The 20,060-nt window shown below is 50.5% G+C and carries 18 protein-coding genes; all 18 read right to left on the bottom strand.

Going from position 1 to position 20,060, the window contains the following annotated elements; genetic code table 11:
• Positions 1 to 564: 564 nt before the first annotated feature.
• Positions 565 to 774 carry a cold-shock protein gene (locus F6I03_RS06125; protein WP_070430593.1) on the bottom strand — a complete coding sequence of 70 codons (210 nt, stop codon included), beginning with the start codon at positions 772 to 774 and terminating at the stop codon, positions 565 to 567.
• 4 nt (positions 775 to 778) lie between these two features.
• The gene (gene ileS, locus F6I03_RS06120; protein WP_070430592.1) at positions 779 to 3,562 is read right to left on the bottom strand and encodes an isoleucine--tRNA ligase; all 2,784 of its coding nucleotides are present in this window, start codon (positions 3,560 to 3,562) and stop codon (positions 779 to 781) included.
• Positions 3,563 to 3,866: 304 nt separating this feature from the next.
• Positions 3,867 to 4,649 (bottom strand): DivIVA domain-containing protein, encoded by a 783-nt coding sequence (locus F6I03_RS06115; RefSeq protein ID WP_070430591.1) that lies wholly within the window; start codon positions 4,647 to 4,649, stop codon positions 3,867 to 3,869.
• A gap of 16 nt (positions 4,650 to 4,665) precedes the next feature.
• A complete protein-coding gene (locus F6I03_RS06110; protein ID WP_070430590.1) occupies positions 4,666 to 5,454 on the bottom strand; it encodes an RNA-binding protein in 789 nt (262 codons plus the stop codon).
• Positions 5,455 to 5,627: 173 nt separating this feature from the next.
• The gene (locus tag F6I03_RS06105) at positions 5,628 to 5,879 is read right to left on the bottom strand and encodes a YggT family protein (RefSeq protein ID WP_070430589.1); all 252 of its coding nucleotides are present in this window, start codon (positions 5,877 to 5,879) and stop codon (positions 5,628 to 5,630) included.
• Entirely contained in the window at positions 5,872 to 6,405 is a 534-nt protein-coding gene (locus F6I03_RS06100) for a cell division protein SepF (RefSeq protein WP_070430588.1), read from the bottom strand. The genes F6I03_RS06105 and F6I03_RS06100 overlap by 8 nt, the downstream gene beginning before the upstream one ends.
• Positions 6,406 to 6,416: 11 nt before the next feature.
• Positions 6,417 to 7,088, bottom strand: a complete 672-nt coding sequence (locus F6I03_RS06095; protein WP_070430587.1) for a YggS family pyridoxal phosphate-dependent enzyme — start codon at positions 7,086 to 7,088, stop codon at positions 6,417 to 6,419.
• Between the two features lie 2 nt (positions 7,089 to 7,090).
• On the bottom strand, positions 7,091 to 8,356 hold the full coding sequence (gene ftsZ, locus F6I03_RS06090; RefSeq protein WP_070430586.1) for a cell division protein FtsZ: 1,266 nt from the start codon (positions 8,354 to 8,356) through the stop codon (positions 7,091 to 7,093).
• 28 nt (positions 8,357 to 8,384) lie between these two features.
• On the bottom strand, positions 8,385 to 9,800 hold the full coding sequence (ftsA, locus tag F6I03_RS06085) for a cell division protein FtsA (RefSeq protein WP_070430585.1): 1,416 nt from the start codon (positions 9,798 to 9,800) through the stop codon (positions 8,385 to 8,387).
• A 303-nt stretch (positions 9,801 to 10,103) separates the two neighbouring features.
• Positions 10,104 to 11,387 carry a cell division protein FtsQ/DivIB gene (locus F6I03_RS06080; protein ID WP_070430584.1) on the bottom strand — a complete coding sequence of 428 codons (1,284 nt, stop codon included), beginning with the start codon at positions 11,385 to 11,387 and terminating at the stop codon, positions 10,104 to 10,106.
• 21 nt (positions 11,388 to 11,408) lie between these two features.
• Positions 11,409 to 12,512: an undecaprenyldiphospho-muramoylpentapeptide beta-N-acetylglucosaminyltransferase gene (murG, locus tag F6I03_RS06075; RefSeq protein WP_070430583.1), complete on the bottom strand. Its 1,104-nt coding sequence runs from the start codon at positions 12,510 to 12,512 to the stop codon at positions 11,409 to 11,411.
• A gap of 19 nt (positions 12,513 to 12,531) precedes the next feature.
• Positions 12,532 to 13,929: a UDP-N-acetylmuramoyl-L-alanine--D-glutamate ligase gene (murD, locus tag F6I03_RS06070; RefSeq protein ID WP_150983088.1), complete on the bottom strand. Its 1,398-nt coding sequence runs from the start codon at positions 13,927 to 13,929 to the stop codon at positions 12,532 to 12,534.
• 9 nt (positions 13,930 to 13,938) lie between these two features.
• A complete protein-coding gene (gene mraY, locus F6I03_RS06065) occupies positions 13,939 to 14,886 on the bottom strand; it encodes a phospho-N-acetylmuramoyl-pentapeptide-transferase (protein WP_070430581.1) in 948 nt (315 codons plus the stop codon).
• Positions 14,887 to 14,912: 26 nt separating this feature from the next.
• Positions 14,913 to 17,054 (bottom strand): penicillin-binding protein, encoded by a 2,142-nt coding sequence (locus F6I03_RS06060; protein ID WP_070430580.1) that lies wholly within the window; start codon positions 17,052 to 17,054, stop codon positions 14,913 to 14,915.
• Positions 17,051 to 17,467, bottom strand: coding sequence for a cell division protein FtsL (gene ftsL / locus F6I03_RS06055; RefSeq protein WP_070430579.1), 417 nt, complete (start codon positions 17,465 to 17,467; stop codon positions 17,051 to 17,053). The genes F6I03_RS06060 and ftsL overlap by 4 nt, the downstream gene beginning before the upstream one ends.
• 25 nt (positions 17,468 to 17,492) lie before the next feature.
• Positions 17,493 to 18,449, bottom strand: a complete 957-nt coding sequence (rsmH, locus tag F6I03_RS06050) for a 16S rRNA (cytosine(1402)-N(4))-methyltransferase RsmH (protein ID WP_070430578.1) — start codon at positions 18,447 to 18,449, stop codon at positions 17,493 to 17,495.
• Between the two features lie 14 nt (positions 18,450 to 18,463).
• Entirely contained in the window at positions 18,464 to 18,895 is a 432-nt protein-coding gene (gene mraZ / locus F6I03_RS06045; protein ID WP_070430577.1) for a division/cell wall cluster transcriptional repressor MraZ, read from the bottom strand.
• 267 nt (positions 18,896 to 19,162) lie between these two features.
• Positions 19,163 to 19,540: a DUF3397 family protein gene (locus F6I03_RS06040; RefSeq protein WP_070430576.1), complete on the bottom strand. Its 378-nt coding sequence runs from the start codon at positions 19,538 to 19,540 to the stop codon at positions 19,163 to 19,165.
• Positions 19,541 to 20,060 lie beyond the last annotated feature (520 nt).

The following is a 20,060-nucleotide window of genomic DNA, read 5'->3' as shown; positions in this document are numbered from 1 at the left end:
TTGTGAAGTGGAGTCAGAGCTGACTTCTGGAACAGGTTTGGGCTCGTACGGCTGACGCCTACGATCCATAATTCGCTTCGCTTGCTAATTCATGGCTAATGGTCAAATTCAAAGCTGCATTCCTGCTCAGAGCTATATCGCCGAAACAGTATGATTGAGAAGCTAGTAAAAATGCCAAATGTAAATGCTTTTAAAGTTATGACTAAAACGTGCTTGTTTTAGTAGCTAGCAGCTTGGAAAATCAGAAGAGCAAATGATTCTATCAAGGCAGGATTTTGCTGAAGAGGAGCTATTTCTGCTAGCCTGAACCCAACTACAGGGTGTGAGAAGATGCGCGCTTAGCTGCCTATAGATATCTAACACTCAAACAGAAGCTGCGAGTGTGGGTTAACAAGTTCCAACCCACAAACAAATCCTGCGAGTGTGGGTTAAGGCCTCTCCATCCACAAACACTTATACCAAGGATAAGGGCATCTAGCTTTCACCTAGCAGCTTAAACTTTTACTCTACACAACAAAACTGCGCGAACCTTTTATGATTCGCGCAGTCTTTTATTTCCTATACTTAAGCAAGCTGGATATTGACAGCTTGAGGGCCACGTTCCCCTTCCGCAATTTCAAAGCGGAGCTTTTGGCCGGGTCGTAGGTCTTGGCTAAAGGCCCCTTGGAGGGCAGAGGCATGGAAGAAGAGGCTGTCTTCTTCTGGATTCTGTGGCAAGTCGATGAAGCCGTAACCTTTATCGGCTGAATAAGATTTTACAATTCCCTGGTACATGGCTCTACTCCTCTTCTTGAACTAAGGCTTGAGGGAAGTGTTCGCTGACAATGTCATAGCAGCGTTGGCAGAGTGTTGGTGCTTCCGGGATTTGACCCACACTTGGGTAAACACCCCGGCAGCGTTGGCAAACTTCGCCATCGGCTTGACCGACTTCCAAGGCATAGTGGCCATAATCATGGGCTTGGTCAGACTTCTCTTCGAGCGGCTTGATTTCAACTTGTGACACAATCAAGTAGGTACGGAGTTGGTCGCCTACTTGGGCCAGTTTGGCTTGGGTGTCCGCATCTGCATAGATGATGAGGTCCGCTTCGAGTGACTTCCCAATTAATTTAGCATTTCTGGCTTCTTCCAAGCTCTTATTGACATCGTCACGGAAGGCAAGGAAGGCATTCCAGAAGTCTAATAATTCTTGGCTATTGCTGTAGTCTTTGACTTCAGGGAATTCAGCTAACTGGGCATAATCTGCCTCTTCTTCCAAGTAGAGCCAAATTTCTTCCGTCGTATGAGGGATCACAGGGGTGAGGAGGAGGGTTAAGTCCCTAACCACTTGGTACATCACGGTCTGCATCTTCCGACGGGCAGGACTATCAGCGAGCTCAATATAGGTGACATCCTTAGAGTAATCCAAGTAGAAGCTGGACATTTCTGTCGTGAGGAAGTTGAGAATACCTTGGTAAATAGCCATGAAATCATAACGCTCATAGGCTTCTTCGACCGCTTTAACCAATTCATTGAGCTTGTTGAGCATAAATTGGTCGATTGGATCCAAGTTGTCATAGCTGACCCCATTTTCGCTAGGTTTGAAGTCAGTCAGGTTGCCTAACATAAAGCGGATGGTGTTCCGAATCTTACGGTAGGCTTCGGAGACTTGGCCCAGGATATCATCAGAAATCCGCACATCATAGAGGGTATCCGCAGACGTTACCCAGAGTCTGAGGATATCGGCCCCGCGTTGCTTGCAGACATCATTCGGTGACACCGTATTGCCGAGCGACTTACTCATCTTGCGGCCTTCCCCATCGTTAACGAAACCTTGGGAGAGCACAGCCCGGTAAGGTGCCTGGTCGTTAACGGCAACTGAGGTCAAGAGGCTTGAGTTAAACCAACCCCGGTATTGGTCAGAGCCTTCGAGGTAAAGGTCGGCTGGGAAGGTTAAATTATCCCGTGTGCCTAAGACCCCAGCATGGGTCGACCCAGAGTCAAACCAAACATCCATGATATCCATTTCCTTGGTGAATTGTCCGTTAGGTGAACCGGGATGGCTGAAGCCTTCAGGGAGTAAGTCTTTGGCCTCCCTTTCGAACCAGACATTGGAGCCGTGTTCCCCAACGAGTTCGGCCACATGGTTAATGGTCTCTTCAGTGATGATTTCTTGGCCGTCTTCAGCATAGAAGATAGGCAGTGGGACGCCCCATACCCGTTGACGGGAGATGACCCAGTCCCCGCGGTCACGAATCATGTTGTAGATGCGTTTTTCACCTGAAGGATGGAGCCAGTCCACTTCATTCTCAATAGCTTCAAGCGAGCGGTCGCGGATCTTATCCACCGAGCAGAACCATTGAGGGGTAGCCCGGTAGATGACAGGTTTCTTAGTCCGCCAGTCATGAGGATAGCTATGGGTAAAGTAAGAAACATGGAGCAAGGCGCCAACTTCTTTTAACTTGTCGAGGACTTTCTCATTGCCGTCTTCATAGAAGATGCCTTCCAGGCCAGGGGCTTCGTCTGTGTAGCGGCCTTGGTCGTCGATAGGTGAGAGGGCATCTAGGCCGTAAGCTTGGCCAATGTAGAAGTCGTCTTCCCCGTGGCCAGGTGCGGTATGGACAAGCCCCGTACCAGAATCAGCAGTCACGTGGGTCCCTACCATTACTAAGGAATCACGGTCGTAGAAAGGATGCTGGGCCACCATGCGGTCCATGTCAGCCCCCTTGATTTCATCCACTTCGCGGTAGTCTTCCCAGCCTAAAGTTTCCGCCACATCTTCTAAGAGTTCCTTAGCAATGACGAAATGATGGCCATCAACTTCAACCACGGAATAGATAAAGTCAGGGTGGACAGAGATCCCCAGGTTAGCTGGCAGGGTCCATGGTGTCGTGGTCCAAATCACTAATTCGCTGTCTTCAGGTAACTTTCCTTGGCCGTCCTTTAACTTAAAGGCTACATAAATACTTGGGGATTCCACATCCCGGTACTCTACTTCCGCTTCAGCTAGGGTCGACTCACTAGAAGGTGACCAATAAACCGGACGCTTGCCTTTGTAGATCAAGCCCTTAGCCGCCATCTTACCGAAGACACGGATTTGTTCTTCTTCGAATTTAGGATCCAAGGTCACATAGGGATGGTCCCATTCCCCGGCAACACCTAAACGTTTGAAGTCTTCCTTCTGGCCTTCAATTTGCTTCCAGGCATAGTCTTCGCAGATCTTACGGAATTCGGCAGTGGACAGGGCCTTGCGGTCAACCCCGGAATTCGTTACCGCTTGTTCAATCGGTAGGCCGTGGGTATCCCAGCCTGGTACATAAGGCGCCCGGTAACCGGACATAGACTTGGAGCGGACAATAATATCCTTAGCAATCTTATTCATGGCATGGCCAATGTGGATCGCCCCATTCGCATAGGGAGGGCCATCGTGGAGGACAAAGGGTGTCTTGTCCTTGTTTAAGGCTTGGCGCTTGCCGTAAATATCCTGTTCTTCCCATTCTTTTTGTCGTTCAACTTCTTTAACTGGTAAATTCCCACGCATTGGGAACTTAGTTTTCCCTAAATTAAGGGTTTCTTTCATCTTCATGTGTTTTCCCCGCTTTCTTTGATCCATATCCGTACATAAAAAAAGCCTCATCCGCAAGGGACGAAGCAATCGTGGTACCACCCAAATTTAGTTGCAAGCAACTCTCAAAGCGTTAACGCCGCTAACGTCTCTGCCTACTTCCTTTCAGCAGAGCCTCATTCGGATGATGATCTTAAGCTTAGCTTAGTCTGCTTCACAGCTACCGCAGATTCTCTGATAAGCGCCCCTTAAGACCCTGTTCCGTTCGTTTTATATACATGGCTAATGATACTAAAATTTTTCTCATCTTTCAAGCCCAGACCGCTTAATAATCTGGTTCATCCGCATTCTTAAAGACGAATTCTTGGCCTTGATCGGACTCTGAGCTATCTACTTCCGAATTGGCAGGCTCTTCTTGAGGAGCTTGGCCCTGGGTGAGATGCTGGACATCTTCAGGTTCGAGCACTTCCTTGACCTCCTCTGGCATGACCGCCACTTGGTCATTGTTGAAGAATTCTTCCTTCTGCTTGGCTTCGTCCACCTGGGCATTGGCCAGGTCGAAGATTTCCGCTGCCTTGTCATTGCGGACAGGCAGGTCCAAGTCCGCAATCAAGTCTTCCAAGTTCGGGCACTGGCCCCGGGCTTCTTCGCGCGCCGTAAAGATCTTATCCCAACGTTCATCTTCTAAGCTCTGTTGGCTGTTGTGAATGAGTCCCATGAGCTGACCTCTGAGCACCTGACCGTGTTGTTGGAGGTAAGTGGTCTCCGTGTCTACTGCCACAGCGCGTTCCCCGGCCTCTGTCAAGAGCTCCTTAGCCGATTCTTCCGCCCGGCTGACAATCAATTCTGCTTCGTTGAGGGCTTCTTCCCGTAATTTATCTGCGGCTTCCTGGGCCACTACGATGGACCGGTTGAGGGCCGACTCCTTGCCCCGGAATTCATCCAATTGGGCATTTTTCTCGAAGATTTCCTGCTGCATGTACTGGTTCAGGGTTTCTAGATTATCCATGGCGTGGCGAACCTCTTGGAGGAAGCTATCCACCTCTTGCTTATCATAACCTGATAACTTACTCTTGAAGGTCTTATCTTTTAAATCACTTGCATTCATTCTCATCAACCTCTTTTCATTGATTTGCTAGGTACTGAATGGCCAAACGGACCTTGCCCTTCTTGGACTGGCCTAGGATTTGGTCGATATAGAGCCGGCCGTAACCGCGGACGCTGAGGGTATCGCCGACTGCTACTTCCCGGTCGACGCGGTCTTGGACCTGCCAGTTCTGCTTAATGGCCTTGGCTTGGACCAAGTCCTTAGCCTTAGACCGGGAGAGCTTAAGGGCCTCCGCCACTACCAGGTCCAGGCGCAGGGAAGCCGCACTGATAGTTCGCTCCTGCCAGTGCTCCTGGCTAATGACCCGGTCTGTCCAGGCGGTCTGCTTGAGGGCGACTTTAGCCCGCCCTACCCGGTCAACTTCCTGGACAAAGAAGGGCAAGAGTTCTTGGCTAGTAATGAACTGCCAGCGGTCACCATCTGTGAGGATATCCCCCAAGGCCTTGCGATCAATCCCTTGGCCCAAGAGAGAACCTAAGATTTGCCGGTGGCTCAACTGGTTGAATTTCTTGGCATAGTTTACTTCAACCAGGACCAGCTCATAATCTGCCCGCTCTGGCTCCAGATAAGTGGGATAGATGAGGAGGCGCTGGCGCTCCGCCCGGTCATAGCCTCCCCATAAAGCATAGGCATAGTCTGGATGGTCTTGGCCAAGGACCGTTTGGGCAATCGCTTGCTCCCTTGGGTCGAGAAAGTCAGACAAGACAGGCCGGTATTGGTCAAGCACCTGGCCCTGCCAGTCCAGCACTTGTTCGACGAATAATTTCTCTTCAGCTGGAAAATGTTGGAATAGGTCTCCAGACAAATTGGAGCCCTCCTTTCTTCAGTCTTTCTTTTATTCTACACTAAGACTGAGCCCAGGGGAAAGAAATCGCTAAAAATTAGCCGGAATAATAATTGCTCCAGCAAAAAATTGACGCCTAACCCTAGTAAAAAGGCCTGCCCTAAGCACTAAGAATGAGGACAGGCCGCTTGATGCTAGTAAAAAATCGTTAGACCGCGCTGGGCGAGTTGGAGCACGAGCAGGCCAATCACCACATTGAAACTAATCCCTCCAAGAGAAGGGATAAAGGAGTCAAAGAAGGAGATATAAGGCTCGGCTAGGCTGTTGATCAGCTGCCCCAGCTTGCTGTCCCTTGCCCCTGGAAACCAGGAGAGGAGGGCATAGATAATCAGAACAAAGCTGTACAGGCGGATGAGTTCTTGTAGTAACCAAATGATATTAGTCATGGATGTCTTCTTCCTCCTTGAATGGATCATAACGGCGGTCGGACGCATAACGGTAGTGACTCGGGTCGATTTGATCTTCGTAGACCCCCTGGATATCGATACTGGCTGGAACAGCTAGGAAGACATCCTGGCCAATCCGCTGCATATCGCCATGGATTGCAAAGACAACGCCAGCGATATAATCGATGAAGCGCCGGGCATCAGCTTCTTCCATGCGGTCAAAGTTTAAGATGACACCCTTACCCTCTAAGAGTAGGTCGCCAATCCGTTCGGCTTCGCCAAAAATCCGCGGCAGGAAGATTTGGATGGTCTGCTGCTTGGCTTGCCGGCCTCCGTCCATACGAATTAATTTTTGATTGGTCTTCTTTGCTTGGTCAGCCATCTCTACATCCTCCTCAGGCTTGGTCTCTTCTCTAGCCAAGGGGGCAGCCCCTTCTGGATCTGACGCCAGGTCCTCGTCATAGCTATCGTATACATCCTGGTCTTCATTAATAAAAATTGATTGGACAAAATCTTTAAATGCCATAAATCCCCCGTTTATTCTTGATACAAGGCTGAGCCAATGCGGACACATGTTGCCCCTTCAGCCACCGCTAAAGGATAGTCGGAGCTCATTCCCATGCTCAGTTCCAAGCAGGGTGCATAGGCGAGGTCCAGGGCTTGAACAGCCTGGCCTAGGTCACGCAGGCCCCCAAAATAAGATCGAATGGCTTCATCACTGGCATCGTGAGGGGCCATGGTCATCAAGCCCACAATTTCTATCTTGTCATAGGCAGCCAGGTCCTTAATAAAGCCCTCCAATTCTGAAGGGGCTAGACCTGACTTGCTAGCTTCTCCCGACACATTCACTTGAACGAAACACTTGATGACATGGTCTGCCCGTTTTTGGATTTCCTTGGCAATCTTTAAGCGGTCTAAGGCATGGAAGTAGTCCACTTCATTAATCACGTCCTTGACCTTACGCGATTGCAAGGGACCGATCAAATGCCAGGTGCAGTCGTCGGGCATGGCTGCCTTCTTCTCTAATAGACCGTCGACATAATTCTCTGCGTAATCTCTTAGGCCCACTTGGTAGAGGCCTAGGCTTTCTTCTACCGAATGGTACTTAGAAACACAAATCAGCCTCACATCCTTAGAGGACAAGGCTGATTCCTGCTGCACAGCTTGAATCCGTTCCCGGACGGCCTGTACATTATCTTGATAGGTCATGCTTACCGACGACGCTTTCTAAAGAATGGTGGGGTATCGAGTTCATCTTCCCCTAACTCATTGCCATAGCTTTCATTTGGCGCATTGTAAGTATTGTAGTCATCAGCAGCTGGACGGTGGTTATCGCGTGGCGCTTCCCAAGCATCATAGCTGTCTTGACGGCTTGGACGAGCAGGACGACTTGGCGTTTGTTTCTGTTCGAATTGTTCTGGACGGTTGCCATAGTCGCGGCTAGGTGTCGTTTGTGCTCCTGTCTTAAAGGCAGAACTTTGACGGCTGGCCTTCTTTTCTTCATGGCGACGTTCTTCGTCAATCCCAGTCGCAATAACAGTCACAATGACTTCATCATCCAAGTCTTCATTGATGGTGGTCCCGAAGATAATGTTCACTTCAGAAGAAGAAGCGGCGGAAACAATATCAGCTGCATCTTGAGCTTCGAAGAGGGTCAGGTCTTCCCCACCTGCAATATTCAAGAGGATTTGTTCTGCCCCATCGATAGACACTTCAAGTAATGGCGAAGAAATGGCCTTCTTAGTAGCATCTGCTGTACGGTTTTCACCTTGACCAGAACCGATACCCATTAAGGCGGTCCCTTGGTCTTGCATCACGGTACGTACGTCCGCGAAGTCCAAGTTCACATAGCCTGGTGACGTAATCAGGTCAGAAATCCCTTGAACCCCTTGGCGTAAGACATTGTCTGCTTCGCCAAAAGCTTCACGCATTGGAGTCTTCTTGTCTACAATTTCGAGCAAGCGGTTGTTGGAGATGGTCACCAAGGTATCCACATGTTCCTTCATCTTGGCAATCCCTTCCGCAGCAGAACGGCCACGTTTAGGTCCTTCAAAGGTGAAAGGACGGGTCACAACCCCTACCGTCAAAGCGCCCAGTTCTTCTTTGGCGATCTGAGCAACGATTGGTGCGGCACCGGTACCGGTCCCCCCACCCATACCAGCAGTGATGAAGATCAGGTCAGCGCCTTGGAGGGCTTCCCGGATTTGGTCTTCACTCTCTTCAGCTGCTTTGCGGCCTACTTCTGGTTGGGCGCCAGCACCAAGTCCCCGGGCAATCTTAGGCCCTAAGTGAATCTTAACATCTGCACTGGAATGGGCTAAGGCCTGGGTATCGGTATTGGCTACAATGAACTCAACCCCACGTACGTTTTCTTGGATCATGCGGTTGACTGCGTTATTACCGCCACCACCAACACCAATAACCTTGATATTAGCGCCGCGTTCAAAATCTTGTAAATTGTCAAATTCTAAATCCATCTTTTATCCTCCTGAATCAATACTCGTCTTAGTTAAAGATATCTTCAAAAAAGCTCTTCACTTTATCAGCGAAGCCTTCGTTGCCTTCTTTAGCCGAGCTGTCGGCTGCTTGGCGAGTGCCTCTGACTTCGACTTCATGGTCCTCTTCTTCATAGCCAGCATAAGGCGCTTCAGGAACGCTCTCTGCTTGAGGCTCATGGTGGTCGACTTCCGGCTCATGGGCGCGGACTTGAGGGCGGGTATAGCTTTGGTCTTCCCGCTTAGCTGCATCCCGGGTCCGGTTATCGAAGTTATAACCTTGGGCGACATGGTAAATTTCCTCTAAGCCCGAAGCATATTCAACCAGGCCGACTGCAGTGGCAAACATCGGATTGCGTAGGCCCACATGCTCTGGAATATAGAAACGGACTTCTGTTTCAAAATATTCTGAAGCGAGCTCAATCACGCCAGGGAGGGCAGCTGCCCCACCAGTTACCACCACGCCACCAGGAAGATCAAAGGCTTCCACTTGGTCTAAAGCGCGTTTAATCGTTTCCAAAATTTGCATCACGCGTGCTTCAATAATTTCAGAAAGATAGTGTTCGTCTACCTTAGCAGGTTCTTTCTTGCCGATAATCTCAACCGGGAAGAATTCATTCTCACTGGTATGACGGGAATCGGCATAGCCGTATTCTAACTTAATCTGCTCGGCATTTTCCAAGGTTGTATTTAAGACTGTGGAAATATCCTTGGTGATATATTCGCCACCCTCTTGGTCAATATAAGCAAATTTTAGCTGGTTGTCATGGATTACGCTCGCACTGGTCTGGCCACCGCCCATATCGATAATAATCGTTCCGAAATCTCTTTCACCTTCAGATAGGGCTGCGGCTGCCGTTGCTAGGGGTTGAACGACCAAGTCGGCAATATTCAAGCCCGCATTCTCAACGCAACGGCGAATATTGTGAATAATGGTCTTAGTCCCTGTAATCATGCTCGCATAGAGCTCTAGACGAACGCCAATCATCCCACGTGGATCACGGATGCCATCAAAGCCATCCACCACGAATTCTTCCGGGATCACAGAGATGATCTCCCGTTCTGGTGGAACAGCGCGTACCTTAGCTGCAGATAAGACATTGTTGACATCTTTGTCCGTAATTTCACGGTTCTCATTGGCCACAGCAATCATCCCATAACAAGGCTCTATGTTCACTTGATTACATGGTACGCCAACAATAACGTTCTTAATTTCACAGTTTGACTTGCGCTCAGCTTGCTGAACGGCACGCTTAATGGCTTCGACGGTCTTGTCGATATCCACAATCACACCCCGGCTCAAACCTTCTGAACGCTCACTTCCAACACCAATCACATTCAGGTGCTGGTTCACATATTCGGCAACAACAACTTTTACTGAAGTGGTTCCAATATCGAGACTCGCATAAACTTTTGGTTGCACCATGTAATTGAAACCTCCAAATTCTTTAATCAATAATCAAGATATGTCTATATCGCTTCTATTTTAACATAAATGAAGGAGCAAAAGCAGTAAACTTTTCCTAAATCAATGAAAGAAAAGAAAGCTAGCCGCTCGCAAGCTCTCTTCATATAGAAGCTATAGATATCAGATCATAATCAAGTTTACCATACAGAAATATCGATAGCAATCACAAGCAGTCGCCCCAGGGGAAAAGCAGATCATTGTCAAGAAAAAAGCGGCGGGAGACTAGCTCCTACCGCTGGACAGGTGACGCTTAACACACCCTTATTGGCTTTGACTTGAAGGCTGGCTACTGCTTGGGGTCCCGCTCGCTTGACTGGCTGCTGGCGCTTGGTTAGGGGCTGGCGCTTGGTCGGCTTGAGTCGGACTAGGCTCTGAAGAAGCCGACGAGCTTGTGCCAGCAGCTGAGCCTTGCCCGCTTTGGCTGGAAGACTGGTCCGCTTGGCTTCCAGACTCTGCTGGCGCCTCCTTGTCCTTGACCTCAATTTCTTGACGGTCGGCCTGGCTCGCTGATGGATGGGCCGCTTCATAAGCTTCCTTCTCTTCCGCGCTAGCGAAGGGGTTATTGGCAGGGGTCAATTCCGTAAAGAAGATGCCCAGGTCCATATCCAAGAGGCCCTTCTGCCCGTCCAGAATCTCTAAGACCTGGTCATAGTATTGGAGATAGTCCACAAATTTCAGCATAAAGCCTGTCACGATATTCCCATCCCGCATCTTGAGTGACAGGTGGTTAGGATAATCAGCTGTCGAGGTGTTATGGATGGAAACAATCTGCTGGAGGATACGGTCTGGTAATTGACCGAGCTGCTCAGCCAGCTTTAAGACTTGCCCATCGTCAAAGCCCTCAAAAAGGGGCAGCTCTTTATCGGGTTCAGCCATGGCCTTGTCCAGGATAATCTGGTTCTCTAAGACCGGATAGTAGAAGTCTTTCTTCTTCACATAACCCACGACCCGGTGCTCTTGGATATTGATAAGCACATTGCGCTGGTCATCAACTTGGATATTGACGCTCTGGACCTGGGGATAGGCTGCGTTAATCCGCTGCATGGCTGTTTCTTGGAGGGCATCGACTCGGCCGAGGCTCATGCTGGGATGGAGACCTGATACCCGGACCAGGTCCTCTTCCTTAATCTGCCGGTTCCCCCGAACCTGGATCCCTTGGACATGGTTAAGGGGTGAAGCAAGGTAGATGGCGACGAATAAGAGGAAGATAAAGATGCCATAGTAAGTCCAGCGGGTCTTAGCTGGGACCTTGGCTGCCTGCTTCTTTCTGGGCGGCCTGGCCTTGGCTTGGCTCGGCTTGCCCAATTGATCTTTGGCCGAACGCCAGAGTTTAATCCGCCGGCCCTGCTTCTTTTTCGCTTGGGGCTTGGGCTGACCTGGCTGGTTGGGCCTAGTCGCCTTGGTCGCTTGCTTGTCAGAATCAGCCTGGGACTGGCGGGAAGCAGCCGGCGCGTCTTGGCCCTCCTCGCGCCCCCGGCTTCTGACCTGGGACCTTGAGGGGTGTGCTTTCTTTTGATAACGTCGTCTTTCTTTCTCCCAGTCCATGCTTCTCCCCCTTTTTATGCTTTATTTTTCTTCAATGGCTGCCTCCAGGACGCGGCGGAGACGGTCTGCAGCGTCTGGCACGCCCAGAAGTCGGGCTTGTTGGCTCATCTGTACCCGTTGGATATCGTCCGCCATCAGTTCATCGATGGTCTCGAGGAAGAGTTCATTGTTGAGGTCTTCTTCTAAGAGCATCTTGGCTGCCCGGTGATCGACCAAAGACTCGGCATTGCGCTGCTGGTGGTTACCGGTCACATTGGGACTCGGAATCAGCAGACTGGGTGTGCCCAAGGCCGTTAATTCAGTTAAAGTCGTTGCCCCCGACCGGCAGACTACCAGGTCCACGGTATTAAAGAGCTGGGGCATATTTTTGATATAGGGCACGACCTTCACATTAGTCAGATGGTCTAAGTGGTCAAATTCTCTCTGGTAGTCTTCATAATAGATTTCACCAGACGCAATGAGCACCTGGTATGGCCGCTTGGTGAAGGCTTCAAGCGAGGCCATGACCGCATCATTGATCCGTTGGGCCCCCCGACTCCCCCCAAAGATAAGCAGAGTCGGTCGGTTATTGGCCAGACCATAGTCCGTCAGGTCGACCCGGCCTTGAATCGCTGCGACTTCCTGGGCCCGTGGATTGCCAGTATAGACAACTTTATGGGCATAGCGGCTGAAGTCTGCCTTGACCCGGTCAAAACAAATCGCGATCTTATCCACATAGCGGCTCAAAAATTTATTGGTAATCCCGGCCACCGAATTCTGCTCGTGGATAACGGTTGGAATGCCCAAATGAGATGCGGCGTAAAGTACTGGGGCACAGACATAGCCCCCCGTCCCGACCACAACATCCGGTTGGAATTCTTTCAAAAGTTTGCGGGCAGCTGAGACGCTCTGGAGCATGTAAAAGGCCGTTTTTATATTATCCATAGAGAGTGACCGCCTGAGCCCCTGGATCCTGACAGTCTTGAAGGGAATCCCCTGTTCGGGCACAATTTTGGCTTCCATGCCCTGAGCTGTCCCGATATAGAGAAATTCTGCTTCGGGATAATGGGCTGAAATATTCTTCTTGAGGGCCAGAGCGGGATAGATATGGCCTCCCGTTCCGCCACCAGATAAGACAACGCGCATGCTTTCCATCCTTCCTAATTTACTGTTTTGGTCGTGATTGGGCTAAACGCTTGGCCGCTTGGACAAAGCGGTCGCCACGCATTTCGAAGTTAAGGTATTGGTCCCAAGAAGCGCAAGCCGGTGAGAGGAGAATCACATCGCCAGCTTGGCTCTGGGCAAAGGCCAGGTCCGTTGCTTCTTCAATATTTTTGGCATAAAAATAAGGAATCTCCATGTCTTTGGCCAGGTCTGCAAAACGATCTGCTGTCTCACCCATGACCACCATGGCCTTGACCTGACCGACTTCAGCCTTGAGATCATCCAGAGCTAAGCCCCGGTCTAAGCCGCCTGCAATCCAAACAATGGGGGCTTGGAAGCTGCGTAGAGCGGTCTTAGCTGCATCATTATTAGTTGCCTTAGAATCGTTGTAGAAGCGACGTCCCTCACAGTCTAAAACAAATTGCATTCGGTAGGCCACCCCGTGGAAAGCTTGGCAGGCCTCCTGGATAGCTGCATTCGAAACCCCAAGGAGTTTGGCGATGGCAATGGCGATCAAGGCATTCTGAACATTGTGGTCCCCTGGAATAAAGACTTGGTCCCGGTCCAAAACAGCTTCTTTTCGCCACATCAAACGCTGGCCTTCTCGGTCATACCAAGCCCCCTCCTGCGACTGGCCAGTTAAGGAAACCGGAATAACTTGGGCCCGGGTCTCCTGTCTTTTCTCCCAAAGCATCTCCTGGTCGGCATTCAAGATGAGGTAATCCGAAGCCTCCTGCTGGGCTGTAATCTGCCATTTGGCCTCTAAATAGGCTTCCAGGCTCCCATGGTAGTCTAAGTGGGTGGGGTAGAGGTTACTAATGGCCGCAATCTTGGGCTTGAACTGGTAAGTCCCCATCAGTTGGAAACTTGACAGTTCAAGCACCAAGCGGTCGCTGGCCTGGGCATCTAAGGCCACATCCAGGGCTGCTAGTCCGATATTACCTGCCAGGTAATTCTTTCCAGGCAGGTCGGTTGCTGCCTCTAGGATTTGATAGGTCAAAGAAGCCGTTGTGGTCTTCCCGTTAGAGCCCGTGATGCCGATGATTTCAGCCGCGGTCAATTGGCCAACAAGTTCGATATCCGTATAGACCGGCAGGCCCTTGGCTTGGGCTGCTTGGACCATGGGATTGCTGTAAGGAATCCCGGGATTTTTAACCATGAAGGCGAAGTCTTCTTCCAGTAATTCCACCGGATGGGAACCTGCAATGACACGGACATTCTCTTCAATCAGGGTCTGGGCTTCCTTGTTCTCATCCAGGGGCTTGATATCATTAACCGTGACAAAGGCGCCCAAGTCCCTCAAGTGGCGCACCACACTCATCCCAGTCATGGCGAGTCCCAAGACCAGGATTTTTTTGTTTCGGAGTGATTCTCGACTAATTGCTCGTGTTTCGTTCATAATTTCCTCCTAGAAGATCGCAATGGCGATCAAAGCACCGATAAGTTGGACAGCCCAGAAGACCAGGTCAACCTTCCACTCTGACCAACCCAGCATCTCAAAATGATGGTGGATGGGGCTCATCTTAAAGATCCGCTTGCCTGTCAGTTTAAAGGAAGCCACCTGCAAGATCACGCTGGCTGTTTCGGCCACATAAATAATGCCTGCAAAGAGTAAGGTCCAAGGGTTCCCAATCAATAGAGAGAGGACGGCTAGGACGGCACCTAGGGCGAGGGAGCCGACATCCCCCATAAAGATCTTGGCTGGCTTCACATTGAAGAGGATAAAGCCGAGCAGGGCCGCAATCATGGTCACGCAGAAGAGCGCGATCCCCTGCTCTCCTGCTTGAAGGGCCATAACCAAGTAAGCCATAAAGGAAATAATCCCACAGCCCGATGACAGGCCATCCAAACCATCTGTTAGGTTAAAGGCATTAGAGAAGCCCGTAATCCAAAAGAGTAAAAAGAGAAAAATCAAGATAGGATGGCTCAAGCTGGCTAGGTTGAAGATAGGAAGCTCTACTTCCAGGCCGAAGAGCACAAAGATAAAAGACATGAGGGCTGAGCCCAGGAGCTGGAGGACAAACTTTTGCTTGGAGGACAAGCCTTCGTTTTGTTTCTTGAAAATCTTCAAAAAGTCATCCGCAAAGCCGATCCCGCCAAAGAAGAGCAGGGCAATCACCAGGGCCCAGGCGCTATTAGACCAATGCTGTTGGACAATACTCATCATTAAAATCGTCAGCACGCTAGCCCCTAGGAAGACCAGGCCGCCCATGGCAGGGGTCCCAGACTTAGCCTGGTGCCAGGCCGGGCCTTCTTCACGAATCGCCTGGCCAAATTGCTTCTTATGCATGTACTTGATGAAGAAAGGCATGGCTAGGGTGGTAATGGCATAGCAGAAAATGAAACTTAATAGCATGTCGAAATCCTTTCATTTAGTATCACTTAAGGTTGTTGGAGTTGGAGGAGGACTTGGTCAACCGCTTCGATTGGCGTGTTAACATCGACACTCTGACCGACGACGAGGCCTTCGCCTTCAATCCGAACGGGGATGCCGAGGAGCTGGGCTAAGGCTTCGCTCTCATTGCGGCTCAATCCCGTAAAGTCAGGCAGGCGCACATCGTCATCGGTTAAGAGGTAGACCTTCTTAGCCATGGAATAGTTGCTTCCTGCTTTAGGGAACTGGTCGATCACCTGCTTACCCTTGCCTAGGACCTCCACCTTGAGGAAGCCTTGGCTCTCTAGGGCTTGTTGGGCAGCGCCTGGATTCTTCCCAGTCACATCTAGCATCTCAGCCTGGTCGTAACCTCCTGTCTCAGCTAGCTTAGCATAATCCAAGGCCCGTGTTAATAGGGGAACAAAGATATCCGCTAGCATGGCTGCGGGTTGCTTGCCATCCCCGGCCATCTTCGGTTTCTTAATGGTGAGGTAGAGGATGTATTGCGGGTTGTCAGCCGGCGCAAAACCAACCACTGAATAGAGGTAGTTAAAGCCGCCACTCAGATAGGCTTGTTTGTCGGTGTCATAAATTTCAGCGGTCCCTGTCTTCGCGGCAATCTCTGTCCCTTCCACCGCGTAGATCTGACCCGTTCCTTGAGGGTCTTCGACCACTCGGCGGAGGTATTGGAGGGTCCTTTGGGCGGTTTCTTTAGAGACAGGAGCTGCAATCTTCTCAGGTTGAACTACTTCCAAGTCGCCCTGGCTGTTCTCCATCCGGTCAATGACTTGGAGACGCATCATCTCGCCCCCATTGGCAATCGCCGTGAAGGCTTGGACCATTTGCCAAGGCGTGACACGGAGCCCTTGGCCAAAGCTGGTCGAGGCCTTCTCAATCTCATAATTATAGGACATCGAGCCGGGAACTTCTTCCTTGAAGACAGAATTCGGTTTCTGCATGAGCCCAAATTCGTACATGTATTCCTTCCAACGGTCATAGCCCATGTCCCCCACCAATTGGACGAAGAGGACATTGGAAGACCGGGCCACCCCATCTAGCTGGCTAATCACACCCCAGCCGACATGGTTGTAGTCGCGAATGACCCCGCCATCTACGCTGATAGCACCGGACATGTAGGGAGCATTGGGATCAAAGACCCCTTCTTCAATGGCGGCTGCCAGGGTGAGCACCTTCATAGTTGAACCCGGTTCAAAGGATTCTTCCACCAGCAGGTTCTTCCACATGGTATCCAGGCCTTCCCGGGTCTGCGGGTTAAAGGTCGGCCGCTGAGTTGCTGCTGCAATCTTCCCCGTCTTGGGATCGACCAGCATGGCCGTCAAATTCTCCGGCTTATAGGTCTCATCCACCTGGCTAACCAGGGTTTCTAAATAAGTCTGTAAGCGCGAATCCAGCGTGGTATAGAGGTTCTGCCCATCGACTGGCGCAATCTGGGCATCCGCTGCTTCCTTCTCTTGGTCAGTCTCCTTGTCCTTACTGAAGCTGACATAGCCGTTCTTGCCCTGGAGTTCCTGGTCCTTATTCTTCTCTAAGCCCAATTGTCCCACCAAGCGGTCATCCATGGCATTCTCTGCTTGCTTGAACTGGGCATAGCCAATCAAGTGGGAGGCAAAGACCCCATTAGGATAGGAGCGGCTGGGCGTTTCTTGGAATTCAATACCGGGTAAATTTTCCTGGCGGATGGCATCCATCTGGGCATAGGAGAGGTCAGAACCGGCATTCCCGAATTCAACCTGGTTGACATTCTTGGTCGAGAGAATCTTTAAGATTTCTTCCTTGTCCAGGTCCAAATGCTGGCTCAAAACCTCAGCCGTGTGGTCCCGGGTCTCGTCCGTCACATGCTCCGCATCCTGCCAGGCTTCTGTTAAGACGGCATACAATGAATAAGAAGTAGCATCCAAGGCTAGGGGATTCCCACCGATATCATAGATGGTTCCCCGCTTAGCCGTTAAGATACTACTTCGTTGATACATGGCTTGAGCGCTCTTCTCTAGGTCAACCCCGTTCACATGGCCGCCTAGCATCACGAAGGCAAATCTCAAGATCAAGCTAGCGAAGAGGACGGCCACAGCAATGAGCATCCAATGTAGAAACTGCTGGCGCTGCTTTCTCTGCTCTTTACTAGTTCTCATTCTTCCACATTCCTTATATTATCTTCATCCATGGTCAAACCCTGGTCTTTAGCAACCTCCATCACGCGGTCATAGTTACCGAGTTCATTGACCTTTTGTTGGATATTATTTTTATTGTTTTGCACATCGGAAATTTGGGCTTGGATGCCCTTGAGTTCCTGGTCAGCCTGCATGTACTGGGCCTTGCTACCGACCAAAAAAATCAGGCAGGCAGCCGTGACCAAAAACATGGTGCCGAGCTTGATCCAATCAGCTGTCGTCAGGAAGCCTTTCTGGGCTTGCGGTTTTGTTTTCTCTAGCAAGTGGACCTGGCCCTGACTGGTAGCGGGTTGGTCTTTTAAGGGGGCTGCCTTCTCAGCTGGCATGGCATAGGCGGTATGTACTTGTTCTGGGTCTAGTGCGAAGAGTCCCATTGTTTTTCTCCCTTCACGAGTGTGATTAGTTATGGATTCTTTCGATAACGCGCAATTTAGCGCTCTGGGCCCGCGAATTATGGGCCAATTCTTCCTTAGAAGGATAGATGGGCTTGCGGGTAATTAAGCGGTAAGAGGCTTCTTCTAGGTCTTGGGCGAGGATGGGGATATTAGCTGGGGGTTGGTCAACGGTAGAAGCGTCCTTGAAGAGCTGCTTAGCGATCCGGTCCTCTAGGGATTGGAAGCTAATGCAGGAAATACGGCCGCCAAGCTTGAGCAAGTCCAAGGCCGCCTCTAGGGAATCTTCTACCGCCCCAAGTTCATCATTCACCGCAATCCGGATGGCTTGGAAGACCCGTTTGGCCGGGTGCCCCCCCTTGCGCCGGGCGGGAGCGGGAATGCCTTCTTTGATCAGTTCGACCAACTCCGCCGTCTCCTTGATCCGGTGGTCCTGGCGGCGATGCTCAATCTGGCGGGCAATCTGCTTGGCGAATTTCTCCTCACCATAGCGGTAGAAGATCTTAACCAGCTGGTCATAAGACCAATCATTGACCACCTCTTCGGCCGTCAAGTCAGCTGTCTGGTCCATCCGCATATCCAGGGGCGCATTCTGGTGGTAGCTAAAGCCCCGGTCGACTTGGTCCAACTGGGGCGAGGACACGCCCAGGTCATAGAGGACCCCATCCACACCATGAACACCTAAGTCCGCCAATTCTTCCTTGATATAGCGGAAATTGCGGTGGATCAAGTGGAGCTTGCCCTGGGCAATCTCCTCAGCGAAACGATCTTCTGCATGCTGGATAGCAGTCAGGTCTTGGTCAAAGGCATAGAGTCGCCCCTGGTCAGACAAGCGGTCCAAGATGAGCTGGCTATGGCCCCCACCGCCCAAGGTACAATCCACATAGATGCCATCTGCCTTCACTTGCAGGGCCTCCACGCTTTCTTCACGGAGCACGGTAATATGTTTAAAGTCTTCTGTCACCCTAGGACCTCCTTCTATAAACCTAAGTCAAATAATTCTTCAGCAATATCTTCAAAGCTATCATCCAGGTCATCCTGGTAGGCCTGCCAGGTTTCAGCCGACCAAATTTCCACCCGGTCCATCACGCCAACAATTTGGCAGGCCTTATCAATCTGGGCATGGTCGAGCAAGACCTGGGGAATGTTGACCCGGCCCTGCTTGTCGACAGACACTTCCACCGCTGCAGAATAGAAGAAGCGAGTGAAGGCCCGGGCTTGGCGTTTGACTAGGGGCAGGTCCTTTAATTTAGCCTGGATCTGTTCCCAACTGGCTAAGGGATAGGCGAAGATACAGGCATCCAGGCCCCGGGTAAGCACAAAAAGCTCCCCTAATTCTTCCCGCAATTTCGCTGGAATAATTAGACGACCCTTGCTATCGATATTATGTTTGTACTCGCCCATTAACATCTTATCGTCACCCTTAGCCTCAGCCCATTTTTTAAAGCCTCTTCTCAGCCATTTAACTTCTAAAGTAAGTTAAGTTTACCATAATCTACCACTTTGCACCACAATTCTCCACAATTTTTCCCCTTTAGGGAAGAGACTAAACAAAAGTTTAAAGTTTGAGGGGCAAGAAACAAAAAAAGCCCCCGACCGAGCAGCATTTGAGCTACTTGGTCGGAGACTAGTGAGGATTATATTTACTTGTTGAGATGAGCTTTTAAACTGATGGGTCTAGGCAAAGATCAAGGCAAAGATGCGGTAGAAGACAAAGCCGTAATAAAGTAAAAAAACGATAATAAAGCTCAAATTCGACAGGCGACGGAGAAAACGTCCCGGTGTAAAAGGCAAATTGTCCCGAAACTGGATAGCGAGAATTGCCAGGGCTAGCACGGAAACAATGGCTAAGACGATGGGTAGGAAGGACCAGTGCAGGACCAATTGGGAAACGAGGTGGAAGCAGAGCCAGAGAATAGGATGGACCACATCGATCACTACTAAGTTAATGTGCTTGCCATCCGTCAAATAAGGCTTCCCATATTTAGCCACCAGAATAATGGTAAGGATGGGAAGGATATAGAGTATAATTTCAAACCAAGTAAAAGCTTCCATTAGCAACACCCCGTCTTTTTTCTTTTATTTTAGCATACTTTTCCTAAGGAATGTGGCAAAAGTCTGTCAGCCCTTTTATGCGATTGGCTTCCTTAGTCCGGAGGCTTGCTCATAAGCTCGCCTTGTAAAGCCACACGTGGGGACTGTGTTTGGGGCTTGCGCGGGGTGAAGCCACACTTGGGGCTTCTGTTTGAGTGTTGGATAGTTGGCCGCTAACCCTCACACCCTGTAGTTGGGTTCGAGGATGCAGAAAGGGCTCCTCTTCGCAAAGGGCTTTCGAAGGCCCTCAGCCTTCTCTAGCCCTTTACTCCAGAGGTCCCTTTCTCCCGCATCCTCTCACACCCTGTAGTCGGGTTCGCAAGAGCAGAAAGGGAGTGACTTCAGCAAAGTGGAATGATCGACTTACAGCCGCTCTTTTCCCCTTTGCCTCCAGTCATCCCTTTCTAAGCGTTCTTGCTCACACCCTATCTAGTCGGGTTTGGTCGCGCAGCTTCCTTGTCACTTCACAAGTCTCCGCCGC

Origin of the sequence: Aerococcus sanguinicola, assembly GCF_008726925.1 — a bacterium.
GTDB lineage: Bacteria > Bacillota > Bacilli > Lactobacillales > Aerococcaceae > Aerococcus.
This window is presented reverse-complemented; position numbering and strand designations above follow the sequence as displayed.

Bases quoted from the DNA above. Each gene is read 5' to 3' on its own strand.
- F6I03_RS06125 (WP_070430593.1), bottom strand. From the start codon at position 774: ATGTACCAGGGAATTGTAAAATCTTATTCAGCCGATAAAGGTTACGGC.
- ileS (WP_070430592.1), bottom strand. From the start codon at position 3,562: ATGAAGATGAAAGAAACCCTTAATTTAGGGAAAACTAAGTTCCCAATG.
- F6I03_RS06115 (WP_070430591.1), bottom strand. From the start codon at position 4,649: ATGAATGCAAGTGATTTAAAAGATAAGACCTTCAAGAGTAAGTTATCA.
- F6I03_RS06105 (WP_070430589.1), bottom strand. From the start codon at position 5,879: ATGACTAATATCATTTGGTTACTACAAGAACTCATCCGCCTGTACAGC.
- F6I03_RS06100 (WP_070430588.1), bottom strand. From the start codon at position 6,405: ATGGCATTTAAAGATTTTGTCCAATCAATTTTTATTAATGAAGACCAG.
- F6I03_RS06095 (WP_070430587.1), bottom strand. From the start codon at position 7,088: ATGACCTATCAAGATAATGTACAGGCCGTCCGGGAACGGATTCAAGCT.
- ftsZ (WP_070430586.1), bottom strand. From the start codon at position 8,356: ATGGATTTAGAATTTGACAATTTACAAGATTTTGAACGCGGCGCTAAT.
- ftsA (WP_070430585.1), bottom strand. From the start codon at position 9,800: ATGGTGCAACCAAAAGTTTATGCGAGTCTCGATATTGGAACCACTTCA.
- F6I03_RS06080 (WP_070430584.1), bottom strand. From the start codon at position 11,387: ATGGACTGGGAGAAAGAAAGACGACGTTATCAAAAGAAAGCACACCCC.
- murG (WP_070430583.1), bottom strand. From the start codon at position 12,512: ATGCGCGTTGTCTTATCTGGTGGCGGAACGGGAGGCCATATCTATCCC.
- murD (WP_150983088.1), bottom strand. From the start codon at position 13,929: ATGAACGAAACACGAGCAATTAGTCGAGAATCACTCCGAAACAAAAAA.
- mraY (WP_070430581.1), bottom strand. From the start codon at position 14,886: ATGCTATTAAGTTTCATTTTCTGCTATGCCATTACCACCCTAGCCATG.
- F6I03_RS06060 (WP_070430580.1), bottom strand. From the start codon at position 17,054: ATGAGAACTAGTAAAGAGCAGAGAAAGCAGCGCCAGCAGTTTCTACAT.
- ftsL (WP_070430579.1), bottom strand. From the start codon at position 17,467: ATGGGACTCTTCGCACTAGACCCAGAACAAGTACATACCGCCTATGCC.
- mraZ (WP_070430577.1), bottom strand. From the start codon at position 18,895: ATGTTAATGGGCGAGTACAAACATAATATCGATAGCAAGGGTCGTCTA.
- F6I03_RS06040 (WP_070430576.1), bottom strand. From the start codon at position 19,540: ATGGAAGCTTTTACTTGGTTTGAAATTATACTCTATATCCTTCCCATC.